This is a genomic window from Calditrichota bacterium (assembly GCA_020637445.1).
GTDB lineage: Bacteria > Electryoneota > RPQS01 > RPQS01 > RPQS01 > JABWCQ01.
The window spans coordinates 38,257-52,624 of sequence record JACJVZ010000002.1 but is presented as its reverse complement, the minus strand read 5'-3'; the positions used below and the strand labels follow the sequence as shown (position 1 = coordinate 52,624).

General features: G+C 55.0%; 6 protein-coding genes and 1 pseudogene. All 7 read right to left on the bottom strand.

The features are described from left to right. Nucleotides 1–32: 32 nt before the first annotated feature. The 7 genes and pseudogenes from H6507_08050 to H6507_08020 all read right to left on the bottom strand — a co-directional run bounded on the left by H6507_08050 (nucleotide 33) and on the right by H6507_08020 (nucleotide 14,358). Nucleotides 33–1,883: an Ig-like domain-containing protein gene (locus H6507_08050; GenBank protein ID MCB9369039.1), complete on the bottom strand. Its 1,851-nt coding sequence runs from the start codon at nucleotides 1,881–1,883 to the stop codon at nucleotides 33–35. 57 nt (nucleotides 1,884–1,940) lie between these two features. Further along, nucleotides 1,941–5,384 carry a hypothetical protein gene (locus H6507_08045; protein MCB9369038.1) on the bottom strand — a complete coding sequence of 1,148 codons (3,444 nt, stop codon included), beginning with the start codon at nucleotides 5,382–5,384 and terminating at the stop codon, nucleotides 1,941–1,943. Between the two features lie 7 nt (nucleotides 5,385–5,391). Next, the gene (locus tag H6507_08040) at nucleotides 5,392–6,210 is read right to left on the bottom strand and encodes a sugar ABC transporter permease (protein MCB9369037.1); all 819 of its coding nucleotides are present in this window, start codon (nucleotides 6,208–6,210) and stop codon (nucleotides 5,392–5,394) included. A gap of 3 nt (nucleotides 6,211–6,213) precedes the next feature. Beyond that, nucleotides 6,214–8,323 (bottom strand): annotated as a pseudogene (locus H6507_08035) (extracellular solute-binding protein). Next, a complete protein-coding gene (locus tag H6507_08030; GenBank protein ID MCB9369036.1) occupies nucleotides 8,298–10,520 on the bottom strand; it encodes a hypothetical protein in 2,223 nt (740 codons plus the stop codon). The pseudogene H6507_08035 and the gene H6507_08030 overlap by 26 nt, the downstream one beginning before the upstream one ends. A 15-nt stretch (nucleotides 10,521–10,535) precedes the next feature. Continuing rightward, nucleotides 10,536–11,609 (bottom strand): sn-glycerol-3-phosphate ABC transporter ATP-binding protein UgpC, encoded by a 1,074-nt coding sequence (gene ugpC / locus H6507_08025; GenBank protein ID MCB9369035.1) that lies wholly within the window; start codon nucleotides 11,607–11,609, stop codon nucleotides 10,536–10,538. A 31-nt stretch (nucleotides 11,610–11,640) separates the two neighbouring features. Beyond that, on the bottom strand, nucleotides 11,641–14,358 hold the full coding sequence (locus H6507_08020; GenBank protein ID MCB9369034.1) for a hypothetical protein: 2,718 nt from the start codon (nucleotides 14,356–14,358) through the stop codon (nucleotides 11,641–11,643). Nucleotides 14,359–14,368: the final 10 nt, after the last annotated feature.

Here is a 14,368-nt window from a genome sequence, read left to right as displayed (position 1 = left end):
CTCTTCTCAGTCATTGAAATTAGGAACTACTCTTACGGGATCGGATTGTATGCGCGAATCAGGAAGTACTTCGCATTCAAATCAACCGGCGTCACCCAAGTATGAGTGTCGGTCGTACCCAAGATTGTTCCGTTTACCAAAATGTCTTCGGAAGACGTGTGCGACCAAACTTCAAAGTTTGCAAAGGCAGGGCCGTTCCAACGCAAAGTCAAATCCGTGCCGTCTGTTGCAAGGGTAACTTCCGTCGGCGGGCAAACCCAATCGTCCCAGAAGATGTTTCCGACATCCATCGTAGACACTTGGTCATCCAACGTCAACGGACGGTCCGCGACGTTTTCCCAGAAAGTTTCGCCCCCGACGTGGTAACGGAATTTGAAAGCCTGATCAATCGTGGAACCAGCCGGGAAGAGCACGTCAACTGTGTATTGGTTATCCATGTCGCCGTCGGCCATCAATGTGCCGCTCCAACCGTTGAACGGACCGGCCACGGTCACGCTGTCCGGGGTGATGGCAACGCCCAGCAAACACTCAACGTCTACGCGGAAGGTGACAGTCACGTCACTGGTCGTCGGATTCGGAATCACGTAGGTAACGGTCATGCCGTCCGGAACCGTCAACGCAAAATGCTGGTTTGCGCCTTGAACGAGCCAGTTGTCCTGTTCGTCAACGCAACCCCATTCGAACTCAGGCGTGCCGCCGTTCGGAACCAACTCAAGCCTGCGCGAGAACACGTGGTCACCGGCGGTCACGTCGCCGTTCGTGCCGTCGTCGTACAGCAAGTAGTTGCCGCCTTGCCATGACGCGTCGTATTCACGATAGAAATTGAACGAGCCTTTGACGTAAATTGTGTCATGTGTCATGCCCGGATCTTCCACGCGGAACAACACGTCGGCATAGAGCGGGGAAGTCCACGCAACGGAGTCATAGTCCGTGTCAATCGAATTTCCTGCCACGTCGGTAATACCCGAAGTAAGCGCGACACTGTACTCCGTGCCGTCCACGAAATTGCTGAAGTTCCAGATTCCGGCAGTCAAATTGGTCGTATAACGGAAACCGGTGAATGGCCAGCCGTAAGGAACATAGTGCGAAGAATTGTTGAGCGACTGTAGATTCATCGGCTCATTGAACAAAAGCTCCACCGAGCGGCGGTCAATCTGATGAGCGGACAGCAAGCGCGGAGCAACTTGGTCGCCGAACGCCGTCTGAATCGTGTAGGCAAACTGCTGTGACAGGGGGTGCGCGACGGCGCCGTTGTCACTCGGGAAAATCGCGTCGGCGGGCAAGCAAGCCACGCCGCCCTGCGTATCCCATGTCGGACGCAGCCACATGCTGATGTGCAGCTGAGTGCCCATTCCGGGCGTTCCGATCTGATTCTTTCGAATCGCAATCTCAGTCCACTGACCGCCGCCGCCAGCGTCCGTCGTGATTTCCGGCTGCTGCACCCAGTTGTTGATCGTCCACGTATTGAGACCCGTAAACGAAATGTTTTGGTCGTCCGTGTTCCACTGAGTCACCAAGTCGTACTCCGGACGGAACGGAAGGGTGTAGGCCACGTTGCTTGCGCCCCACGCCGCGAACAAACCGCCGCCCGCCGTGCTGCCAACGTCGAGTACAATGTGAACATGCACGCTCTTGGTATCCGCCCACGGATCGTTGTCCGCGTCAAACCCGAAGTAAACCCACTCGGCGTCGTCCGTAACATACAATCCACCGTCGAGATTAAACTCGGTGGGAAGTGCTTGCGACGTCGAGCTTTCATCGGGGGTCATTCCCCAGCCGATGTCTTTCACTCCGTCAATAATCGGAGTAAACGACGGCACGGCATATGCCGCCGCCGCGGCGCATAGCAGCGCCACTACTAACATCCTGCGGAAAGTTCTCATCTTTTCTCCTTTACCGTTTCATCGGTTTATGGTGTGTATATCGAAAAGTCGATAGTTTCAAATTCCTCCGCGTGCGCGAACATAGTAGATCGCATTGACTCCCGGCAGCGGGGACAAGTCATCATAGAATGTGTCGGACGTTTCGCCAATGAAATCATACGTTCCTTCAAACGTCTGGGCACGGTAGATTTCGTACGTATGTGCGCCCAACACCGCCGACCATTGCAGATGCGGTGCAGACTGCCAGGCAATTGTGAGATTCTGAACAGTTGCAATGTCTCCCGTCGCGATGTTCTTTGTGCGCACGCCCATCAGCGGCATCGGACCTGAAGCGTAAGGCGGATACAACCGGTAGAATTGAGACAACGTCACAAAACTGCCGGTCGGATTTCCCGTCGGAAGCGCGCGCGTCGTCATCTGGTTGTCTTCTTGCGTAATGTGAACGGAAAATGCGAACGCCGCCGGATTTCCTAAATCGCTCCACGGGATTTTCATCTCGGTGAACGTATTCCCCGACCAGCCGTTGTAACTGTCGCCGCCGTGCTGACCGAATTGTAGATAGTCCCAACTCGCGCCGTTCCAGTGATTGATCTGCATATTGCCCGGACCGCCTTCGATCGCAATTTGGTACTCGATCTTAAACGGATTGGCAAACTGTACGCGGCCCCAAGAATCCGTCGTCGCACCGGAGTTGGTCGTCTGATCGGTGTCGATGTTCACGAACAAGTCACCCGTCGCGAGATCTTTGGGTTTGTAGCCGATGTAGAAATACGTCGCGTCCCAAGTCACCAACAGCGTGTCTGCTCCGACGACCAAACACTCATTGCCGAGATCGAAATCGTCGAGTCCGTCGATCACAATCGTATGTGGCGTAAGCCCGTTCGGCACGCTGAGTGCCGCTTCGTCGAAATTCGGATCGATAAGATTGCCGTTCAAGTCCGTGACATTGATAACATTCACCGTGCCGCTTTCACCCCCGGACAACGTGGGCGAGACCGTCAGACGCACCTTCGTCCAATCGCCTTGTCTCACCGCCGCGGTGACATTGTGCGCTGTCGGAAAACCGGTCAGTGACCAGTTCGCGATATTTTCGACCAGAGCTTCGTTCACTGCTTCACTGAACGTCAACTCAATCGTCGCGTTGTTCACGAATGCCGCCTGCGCATTCAGGCGCGGACCGAAAGTATCCAGACTAAGCGACGTCAGCGCGTCAAGCTCCGCCACGCGGCCGTTGCCGTCGGGTGCCGAAGTCGGTCCCGCATAAAGCAAGTAGGCAAATTGGCCGTGTCCGCGCAATTCGTCTCCGCGCAGCAGTGTTCCCGAAAACTCAAGAATGTGATCCGTTCCGCCGTCGTTGCGGATTAGTGCGCCGGTTGCTCCGGTGTTCGGATTGCGAAATCCCGAATACTCTTGATCGGGATCCCAAACACGGTCCATATCCGCATTCCAAATCATACTCAGAAGATCCGGCGAAAATCCCGCACGCATGTAGCAATCCTGATTACCTACGTCGTACGTCGCCTTCAGGTACGGCGTACCCGGCGTGACTTCGATCGTTTTCTCGACAGAACCGAAATTCATGCGAATCTGCGCATGCGAGTTCGTATTCTCGTCGATAAACATCGAGTAGAGATCGTTGCGGTACGTCGGACTCACATCCGCGAAGGCAGCCTGATGGTTGTTCGAATTCGGCTCGTCGTAGTCGCCGTCCGTCTCCGCCCAGTAAGTGTTGTCGCTGCCTACGATGGAGAAATTCTCCGCGCCAGGACCCTTTGCAAACACATATTGCGCGCGGCCGCCGATGGATTCGAAGACCGCCATCACGCGATCATTGTGGATGATAAGTTCGTCCACACCGTCAATATCGATATCCGAGAAGAACGCGCCGCAAGTCGTCGCGTATAGGCCTCCAGCCCAGCGTGCCGCTTCGGCGTAAACGCGCGCATTCTTGATGTGCGCGCTGTAGCGGTGCTGCCAGCCGGAAATTGGGCCGCCGAGATAGTCGTGCCACGCCGTCTCGTGCAGATTCGTCATCAACACGTACCACGCGGTCTCCGAAAGATTGTTCGACGGAACAGTCAGCAGGAAGTTATAGACGTCCGTCCAAATCGTGCCGTAGTTCCAAGCCGGAGCATGATAATCCGAAAGCGAAGCCGAACCCGCCCAATGCGTGTACCAGCTATTGTTCGTGCCGCCGTATCCTTGGTCGCCGCCGATCAAACCGTAGGTGCCGTTGCCGACTTCGATACCGCTGCCTGCGAAATCTCCGTTGTTGAGCGCTTCGTCAAGTTTCCACAACTCGACGGCTGGATAATTGTCCATCGCCCAATTCACAACTTGCGAGTAGTTTTCCAAACAGTCCGGGCAATTGAAGTCCGCCATTTCCGCGGCCGCTTCCCAGTCCGTTCCGTACACGACGATTTGATACTGTCCTGTTCCTTGCAATTGCGCAATCGCCGCGCCCGGATTGTAATGACAATTGCCCGTAAAGTCTCCGTCGATCGGAATCACGCGCAGCACAATTCCCGAGCCGTTGTTCATCCAATGAATTTTACGGTCGCTGTAACCGGAAACGTGTGGCCAATCGTCGAGAATCACCGCGTCGATTCCGTGCTGTGTCCAGTTGTCGCCGAGCCACGAATCCACCAATCCCGCGTCAGGATAATGTCCCGACGCGCACCACACGCGCTCGGGAATCCACGCGACGTGCGGGTCATATCCGAGCTTGTAGCTAATCAAATCCTGTTCGGTTTCCACCGCCCAGTTATTCATGTTGTCGGTTACGAACGGCATGATATGCTGCGCGTAAGCCGATCCCAAAACTCCCAGCCAACCTTCGGAGATGCCCTGCTGCATCCACGTCAAGAACGGACGGTCATACCAATCGGCAGCCGTGATCAATGTTCCCGAAAGATGAAAATTCCCCGGTGCGCTGCGGCCTTGATGCAATTCCATGACTTCGTCAAAACCGTTCGTCCCGTCGGATCCGCGAAACACGTCGGTATAAGTCAATCCTTGATTCCCGTGGTGCACCATCGCGCCGTTGCCGACAGATCCGTCCAGTGGAGTATAGCGGTCTCGGTCGTAGTCTATTTCGTCGACAATCGCGTTGTCGACGATGGTGACGGCCTTGATTAACTGCGCACCGCTCCAATCGGTGGGTTTCGCAATCGCCCACTCCAACACGCCGCGGTAATTCCGCTCGGACACTTGCGTGCTCGAAACTCCTGCGCTCGAAAGCCGCGCTGTCAATCCGTTTTTGTCCGTCACGTCCCAGCGAACGTCGACGTCGCCCGTCCAATCCGCCCGCACTGTTGTCTTGCAAAAGAGCGAGTCGTTCGTTTCGCGGTAAAACAGATTGCACAAATCCGCGTCGCCGCGTTCGACTTCATTGATGTCGTCTTTCGCCAGCCAGTGTTCGAGCGTCCAAGGCGTGTCAACGTGCATCCGCGCCTGTGCGGTTGCCACCGCCAACAGCAAAATCCAAAGGTACTTTTTCATGCTCATCCTATCCCTTCACGCTTCCCAATGTCAGTCCTGAAACCAACCATTTTGACAATTTCATAAACAACAATATCACTGGAACGCTCACGACGATCGATCCCGCCGCGTACAGTCCCCACTCGGTTGACATACTCGATTGGAATTGCTTCAGTCCAATCGGCAGTGTGTACATCTCTTCGGTCAGCAACACCTGCGCCGCGACCACATATTCGCTCCATGCCGTCAAAAAGCTGAACAGCGCCGTAATCACCAGCGCCGGAGCAGCCAGAGGCAATATCACCAAATAGAATGTCTTGAACCTGTTCGCGCCGTCGAGCATCGCGGCCTCTTCCAGCTCTTTGGGAATGGTGTCGTAATATCCTTTCATCTGCCAAACAGTGAACGGCAGCGCCGTCGCCGAATAGACCACCATCAACCCGATATAAGAATTGATGAGTCCAAGTTTCGCAAGCATCAAGAACAGCGGAAGCAAAAGCATCGTCGCCGGAAACATCTGCGTAATCAGCAACAGACTCATACCCACTTTGTAGCCGGGAAACCGGAATCTTGAAAACGCATAACCCGCAGTTGAGGCCAGCGCCGTCGCGAAAATCGTCACCGCCGCGGCGACAATCGTGCTGTTGAACAGCCACCGACCGAACGGATGCTCGGTGAAGAGAGCGACGTAGTTCTGAAATGTCGCGTCTTCCGGAATAATTTCAAGCGACGTCGAAAGCAGCCGGTCTGCCGGACGCAGCGACACCGTAATCACGGTCAACACCGGATAGAGCGTTGCCACCGTGATGACGACCAAAAGCGTAACCAGAATAATCTTCTTCAGCATGGTCTACGCCTCCTTTGCCCGCATTCTTTTCATAAACGTCATTGAGAACACGACCAGCAGCAGGAAAATAATCATCGATCCCGCCGCCGCGTATCCATAGCGATAGAGATTGAATGCTGCGCGATAGACGTACGACACCAAAATATGCGTCTGATCGGCAGGCTCGCCGCCGTTCGAGACCAGCCAGACAATATCAACCTTATTGAACGTCCACACGAATCCCAAAATCACGGCAGGCGTCAAAACAGGAACCAGCATCGGCAGCGTAATCGTCCTGAATCTCTGCCACGCCGATGCGCCGTCAATCATCGCCGCTTCATAAAGTTCCCGCGGAATACTCTGCAAACCACCCAACGCGACGACCATCATAAACGGAAATCCCAGCCACACGTTTGTGATGATACACGCCGCAAAAGTCCCGACCGGATCGTTCAGCCACTGAATCGGCGTCTGCGCAAATACTTTGGTCAAGATCAAATTCACCGCGCCGTATTCATAATGGAACATCCCGCGCCAAGTAAGCGCCGTCACCACCGCCGGAATCGCCCACGGCAGAATCAAGAGCGTGCGAAACATTCTCTTGCCCGGTACGTTCTCGTGCAGGATCACGGCCAACGCCACGCCGATAGTAACGTGAAAGAACACGTTTACGACGGTCCAAATCAACGTCTTCACGAAAACCATGTATATGGTCGGATCGGAAAACACCTTTTCGTACTGACGCGGACCGATCAATTCCCAATCGTGAATATGCAGCAAACTCATGTTCGAGAACGAGAGCACCACATTATAGATGAACGGCCAGACGACGACGAGCGCAACCACAATCGCGGCCGGCGCGACCATCCACAGCGCGAAGTTGCGTTCCCTATTCATTCATCTCCTGAATCTTTTGTTCGGCGTCATGCTGCATTTTCGCGGCGGCATCCTCAGGGGACAAATATCCTCCCAAGACCGATTGATACGACGCGCGCATCGCGTCCCACACCGCGCGCAATTCGGGCACGATCGGCATGGCCCGTCCGACTTCGTACTGCGACAAACTCTCCGCAACGTGCGGACGCAAAAGATATGTGGAGTCTTCGCGAACCACTATCGAACTCGGAATGATTCCAGTCGCTTCGACGAACTGCTGCTGAACGCTGTCGCTCAAAAGATATTTGAGAAGTTTCACAGCCGCCGCAAGTTCTTCGCCGTCGCTGTTTACATTGAGTGAATAGCCGAGCGGCGACACCATCGGCGCGGGCCACAGTCCCGTCGACGTCACCAGCGGAATTCGCGCGATTTCGTAGTCGATACCGGCTGTACCGTACCCAGCCCACGACCACGGACCGTTAATCAGCATCGCCGCGCGCCCTTCTTTGAATAGTGCGTCGGCGGTATTGTAGTCGCAGTCCGGCGGAACCATCTTGTATTGATCACGCAGCGAACGTACGAATCGAAACGCGTTGGTTGCCGAAGGTGTGTTTAGCGTCGGATGTGCGTTGTCGTCCAGCACCCATCCGCCAAACCCCGACAGCCACGGAATGAAAAAAAACGGCTCAGTAAAATTCCACACGAGCCCCCACTGGTCAGTCACGCCGTCGCCGTTCAAATCCTTAGTCAGCTCTTGACCCATCGCAATCAGCTCGTCCGTGTTCGCGGGCGGGACAGGCATCAAAGATTTGTTGTAAACCAAAGCCAAATGATTGCCGATGCGGTCCGCAAGCTGGTACGTTTGATCCTTAAACTTGACCACGGCTCGCTCGTCAAGTCCGGCAAGTTCGTCGGTGCTGAAATACTCATCCAAGGGCCGCACAAACTGCATCGTCGCCAATGGCCCAACTTGATCGGAGGGGCCGTACACCAAGTCCGGTCCCATGCCGGCAAGAGCGGCCGATTGATAGTTGGAACGCAGTTCTTCGGTCTCTTTGTAAATAACCTCGACCAAAACCGTGCTGTCTCTTTGGTCATAAGCGTCTATCACGCGCTCAAGCACGGCGCGGTCGTCCGGCTGCATCTGATGCCAGAGCTGAATGCGCGTCACTCCGTCGTGTTTCGCGCAGCCCGCAGCCAATACGGTCAGAAGAAGTGCTAAAACTCTCACGTCAGTCGCGCACTCCAAACACGTCATGGCGCACAATCACCTCGTCGCGCGCTCCTTCAACGGTAAAGGCGCGGTTTGATTGTGAAAATTCTTCGGACGGCTGCCACACCCCGGCTTCGCCGGAGTTCGTATACTTGTACTGCACTTCCGTGCCCAGCGGCACTTCGATTTCGAAAGACCAAATGCCGTCTTTGGCTTTCTGATCACCCGCCGCACCGTCATCTCGCATGCGAATCACGTTTGGCTGCCATTCACCGATTGAAGATAGATTCCCCACGATGAAGATGGATTCCGGAATGTCAATCCCGTTTGCGTCGCACTCAAATCTAACTCTGCGTATTTCACCGCCGCGCTGCATCACGCCGCCCGTTTCTTGCGTCGAGATTTTCGCTTGACTCAAAATCGGCTCAAACTCCGGCGTTTCAATTTCTACTCCCGCCTCGCGCATGTGCTTGTACACGGCGCGCAAATGCGAGAAGAAGGCTTCTTCAAACGGCCTGTCTCCTCCCGGCGCACCTTGATCGGCTCCGTACCACCAAAACCAATCCGAACCTTCCGCCGCGTACATGGATTCGTAGGCGCGATAGACCGCGGCGTCATGCGCATCTTCGGGCATCGTTGCATGCGGATCAGGCTGCGGCAAACCGGACTTCTCCAAATCCTGCCGCGTGTGCAGCAAATAATCCCATGCGGTGTTCTCTTCCTGCTCGCCGATCCACGTGTCAAAGTTCGCGTTAATCCACGACCCCGGCCACAATTCGGTGATCTCGGTCAGCTCTTCAATCGGATGCGCAGTCACTTTGCGCGCGGGATTGCCGTCAAAATACTCCGTCGGCGTCACGCACGTAAACTCGTCGTTCAAATAGGCGCGCGACAATTCCTGATACAGCCCATCGAGAAACTCGCTGCCGTCCCAGTTGTCCTTTTCGTACCACTCCCACGCGTTTTCACCGTCGAGAATCACCGTCAACAAACGGTCGTCGTCACCTTCAGCGGGTTTGTACTTTCGGATTTCACCCATGAAGTGTTTCACGGCTTCCGCAGGCTCCATCTTCTGATACGTGAAGCCGATATGATCCGAAAGCGTCGTTTCGCGGAACACAATCGCAATGTCACCCGCCGGAGTCCGCAAACGGTAGGGTTTCGCGACGTCCAATCCTTCGGGCTTGCTGCGCTGCAGCACATGCATGTCACCGCAAATCCACTTCACGCCGTATTCGCGGAAGACCGCCGCGGCATCCGCCGAAATCGAACCTTCGGCGGGCCACATGCCGTTGGGTATTTTGCCGAACAGCTTTTCGTAGTAGTCCATGCCTTTGATAACCTGAGCATGAGCGTCCTGCGGATAAGCGAATCGCTCGGGAAGTTCGCTCTTGGGCTGACATACCTTGGCAATGTCGGTGTCAATTAAGAGCGGCAAAATCGGATGATAGAACGGAGTCGTGATCACTTCGTTCAGAAGCCAGTCGGAATCTTGAATCGCCTTGTGTATCGGAACGATTTGCGTACACAGATACACGGCCTCGGCAACCATGCGGTTCGCGTCTCGCTCCGTTAGCGGATGCTTCAAGTAAAACTTGTTGTCACGACGTTCGACCAGATCAGGCAGCGTACTGCCTGCGGAATACGACGACACCAAGTACCGAGGATCGAAATGCGCAAGGAAGAACCACGTCTTGATTGCCGTATAGTCGTCAGTGGTCAAAGATTCCGGATGCGCGCGCGCTTTGTCGCGGAGGGCCTCGTATTCCGGGAAATGCGCCATTTGAATCTCAGACATTCCAAACGCGTTCCACGGTTCGCTGATCAGCTTCGCGATGTCTTCCTCCGTGAAACTTGCGCTTGGTTTCAGTGCCAAATCGATCCACGGATCGGTCTTGCCGCCCCATTTCGCGAAATACTTGTCGGCGTCAATGGCGCGGTGTCCGTCTTCGTGCTTATACAAATAGGGTGCAAGGCGCGCAACGTAATACTCTTGCAATTGCACAAGCAGCGACGATGTCAAATTGATTGTCGCATGCACATCCGGCATCCGTCCTTGCCGCTCCGCCATGTCCCAATAATCCTTGGTCGCATGTGTGCGCACCCACGGCCCGGAAAGCTGGTCCGTTTCAGGATTGACATACAGCGGCTGATGCTGGTGCCAGATAATATTTACGTAAAGTTTACCCGCTTGTGCCACGGAAACAAAAACAACAAAGAATAAAACAAAAAGTGTGCGCATGTCGAAGACAAGAAGTTAGTCGCGAACGAGAGACTCTTCACTGGAAGTGTCAAAATAGTGTACTGCCATCGGATCAAAATACACAGGCAAGCGGGAATCCGTCCGCACTTCGGTGCGTGGATCGCAGCGCACGATAAGTTCCTGCTCGCCGACCCTGCCGTATACCAATAGCTCATTCCCGATCGGCTCCACGACGTCGACGTTCAAATCGAATCCGACTTTCCCGTTGCCGATTGTGCCAATCGAAATCTGCTCGGGGCGCAAACCCAGCGTGACCTTTTCGGGACACGTCGCGTTCAGGATATCCGGCAGATCAAACCGCAGAGCTCCGCTGCGAAAGGCTTTGCCGTCCCGCGCGCCTTGCACGAAGTTCATTGCCGGCGATCCGATGAAACCCGCCACAAACTTGTTCGACGGTTTGCGGTACACGTTCAGCGGCGTGTCAATCTGCTGGATAGTGCCGTCTTTGAGCACGACGATTCTTTCACCGAGCGTCATCGCCTCAATCTGATCGTGGGTCACATAGACCATCGCCGTCTTCAAACGCTTGTGCAGCCTTGCAATTTCGGTTCTCGTGTGTGCTCGCAGCTTTGCGTCGAGATTTGAAAGCGGCTCGTCAAACAAAAACGCCGAGGGATTGCGCACGACCGCGCGTCCCAGCGCCACACGCTGACGCTGTCCGCCCGAAAGCTCTTTGGGTTTGCGGTGCAAAAGATCGCCCAATTCAAAGAACGATGCCGCCTCTTTGACGCGCTGATCAATGTCGGACGCCGACGCCTTCCGCATTTTCAGCCCGAATGCCATGTTGTCGTAAACCGTTAAATGCGGATAGAGCGCATAACTCTGAAACACCATGGCGATATCGCGGTCGCGCGGATGCACGTCGGTGATATTTTTTCCGCCAATCCAGATTTCGCCGGACGTCGGCGTCTCCAATCCTGCAATCGATCGCAAAATCGTGGACTTGCCGCAGCCCGACGGTCCAACGAGCACAACAAACTCGTCTTCGCGCACCGTAAAGCTGATATCGCGGAGCACTTTTACGTTGCCGAATTGTTTGTTCAGATTCCGCAGTTCAATGCTTGCCATGAATAATAGTCTGCAAAGAAGTCAAGAAAGTTTATCGGCCGAGCGTGCTCAGCCTGTCGTAGATATTCGAACCTTGATGCGTATTGCCGCCGCCGCTCCAACGTTCCGCCGTCTCATTCACCGCGCGAAACTCGCCGATGCCCGCGCCGCCGTGGTCATCCTGCGCGCCCGCAAGCACGGTCCAATCCCACTCGCCGGTCTTTTTTGGAAACAGCGATTTCGGCAGGCAAAACGAAATCGTTTTCGAGTTCACGTCGCCGAAAGCATCGTCATTCGTGCGCGGAATGAACTCACCCAGGATTTTTCCATTGGCGTCTTCCACGCGCACGCCGCCGCCTACATATATAACACGATCAAACGGTGTTTCGAGAGTCAGATTGGAATTCGCGCGTACATCGGTGCGCGTTGCCGTGGGCGTATGCAAGCAAATCGCGGCATACGTCAACTGAAAACCGTATTCAGGATGCCAGCCCGGCTGCCACAAACTGTCAAACGTGAGCGAAAAAGAGTAGCTGTCCTTCGCGTCACGCACTTCAAATTGCCTGAGATCAAGAATCCCGTCGCGGAAATCCTCATCCGTCGGATATTCGTAGCCGCCGTCACCGCCGTCATCGCCTTCGGGATCATCCGCACGTTTCATCAACAGCGAATACTCGATATCGCAATGAATATCCTTGCCCGTCAAAATCTTCCAGTCGGGATCTTTCAACGATGCAAAGTCGAGTTTCTTAATCGGCGGCGCAAACGTCAAATCTTTCGGCCCCTTGTCGTAAGGCCAGCCCGTCAGCATCTTCTCTGACGTGGGCTGGTCGTTGTAGAGCATGTAGCCGTCTTTCATGCGATAGACCACGCGCACGGGTTCAGTCGTGTTGATCTCGCCGGTGATGCCGCGCGCTGCATCGAAAAACTTTACAGGAAGTGCGTACTTCGGCGTCTCGAGCGCAGTTACTTCAACAACCGTCGAATCGGTAAATTGCTGCATCATGACGCGCAACGGAGTCCCGCTGCAACTAACCGTCGTCTCCACGCGTCCCCACGATTCGGGAATGCGCGGCGCAAACAGCCAAAACGGATCAACGCGCCCGAACACGACTGGACGAATGCCGAGAAAATCCTGATACGTCGCGCGCAAAAATTCCGCAAGACTCCACGCCTGTGAACTCGTGCCCGACCACGCGATGTCTTTCGCGCCGGGACGTTTCACTGCGTCAAAGAGCTCCGGCAGCGATCCCACCATGCCGCGTTCGCGCATGTGCCACGCTTCGTAGTCCATCATCTTCAGCGCGAGATCGCCGCGCCCTTCACGAATCAACAGCGATTTCGCTGGCCCGGAATTCCACACCCACACAATCCCCTGATGATACGCGTCGTCCTTCGGATAGTGCCAGTCCTGATGAAACGGATGAAAGCACGTATCCTCGGGACTCAAACTCAGTACACCGTGTTCATAGAACAATTCGCTCGCGATTTTCTTCGTCACCGTCGCTTCAATCTGCGGCGGCACCAGCGGCGTGTACGGCGCGGTGAATGCAAACATCTGATTGGGACGCATCGTCGTGTCCGGCGTGCCATCCGCCATCAAGCGGTCATAAAAATGATCCTGCGACGGCGCGAAATACTCGGCCAAGAAATTCTTGCGAATCTTCTCGGCGGTTTCCTTCCATTTCGGATTCGGCTTATGCGTCATCCGCATGGCATTGTCAAAGGCCGCAAAATGTAGCGCTTGAATTTCAATCGCGCGGTTGCCACGCGGACTGTGTGCGCCGTCGGGGCCGACGGCATCCATCCACGTATCCGCGTCGCCGTGCATCAAAAATCCAAAGCTGTCGCTCTTCGCCACTGCGGCATCGAGTGCAATCCGCATCGCGCCGCTGTCAGACATCAACGTATCCCACAGCGCATAGTCGCCCGAGTAGACGCCGTATTCATACACTTCGCGCATCCACCACGGCGTGCCGTCTGCAGTGTTATAGACAATCTCCTCGCCGGGCCGCACGCGATTCGGAATCCGTCCGTAAGTCGGACTATTCGGATCGCGGTCGATCCATCCGGCAAATCTCATCAACAATTTCTTCGCCGCGTCGTAGTGTCCCGTCACCAATAAACCCGGCAGCGAAATAAATGTATCGCGCCCCCAACCTTCGTTGAACCACGGGATTCCGGCGTAGAGGAGGGAATCGTTTTCGGCGAGCAAATTCAAAAGCTGAGCATGAGCCCAAAGTGTCATCTTCTCAATCTCGGAGTCGCCGCATTGAATCGAACTCTTTTCAATCTGCCAGTAAATGAGCGGTTTTGGCCACTGGATGTACGTGACGTCCTTCATCGGGTCTTCTTGAATCCATGTCCCGCCTTCGACCCGCACATTGCTGCCCGAATAGACAAGCAGCGTGTCTTCAAAGAAGATGTTTACGTAATGGTCCTTCTTTTCTGGCCACGTCCAGAATACGTTTGAAGGATAGACGTCACAAGTCGCATCCTCGAGCGAAAGCATCTTGCCGTTCGCATCGACAAATTTTGGTCGATCAAGCACGCGATTCCGCCGCACCCAAAGCCCCATCCAGCCCGCGTCCCAATCTTCACCCGTTGCGCCATACAGGTACGTTCCGCTCCGATCAGCCAACAGGAAGGGGCGCGATTTGCCTTGAATCGTGCTCAGTTTCAGATCGTTCGCACGTTGTACCGTAATCTCTCCCGCAGTGGCCGCAACAACGGACACAGCAAGACACAACAGAACTCGGCCGAGTGACACTCTGATGTTC

What these genes read in the sequence shown, in the direction of transcription:
- H6507_08050 (MCB9369039.1), bottom strand. Translation starts at nt 1,883, where the DNA reads ATGAGAACTTTCCGCAGGATGTTAGTAGTGGCGCTGCTATGCGCCGCG.
- H6507_08045 (MCB9369038.1), bottom strand. Translation starts at nt 5,384, where the DNA reads ATGAAAAAGTACCTTTGGATTTTGCTGTTGGCGGTGGCAACCGCACAG.
- H6507_08040 (MCB9369037.1), bottom strand. Translation starts at nt 6,210, where the DNA reads ATGCTGAAGAAGATTATTCTGGTTACGCTTTTGGTCGTCATCACGGTG.
- H6507_08030 (MCB9369036.1), bottom strand. Translation starts at nt 10,520, where the DNA reads ATGCGCACACTTTTTGTTTTATTCTTTGTTGTTTTTGTTTCCGTGGCA.
- ugpC (MCB9369035.1), bottom strand. Translation starts at nt 11,609, where the DNA reads ATGGCAAGCATTGAACTGCGGAATCTGAACAAACAATTCGGCAACGTA.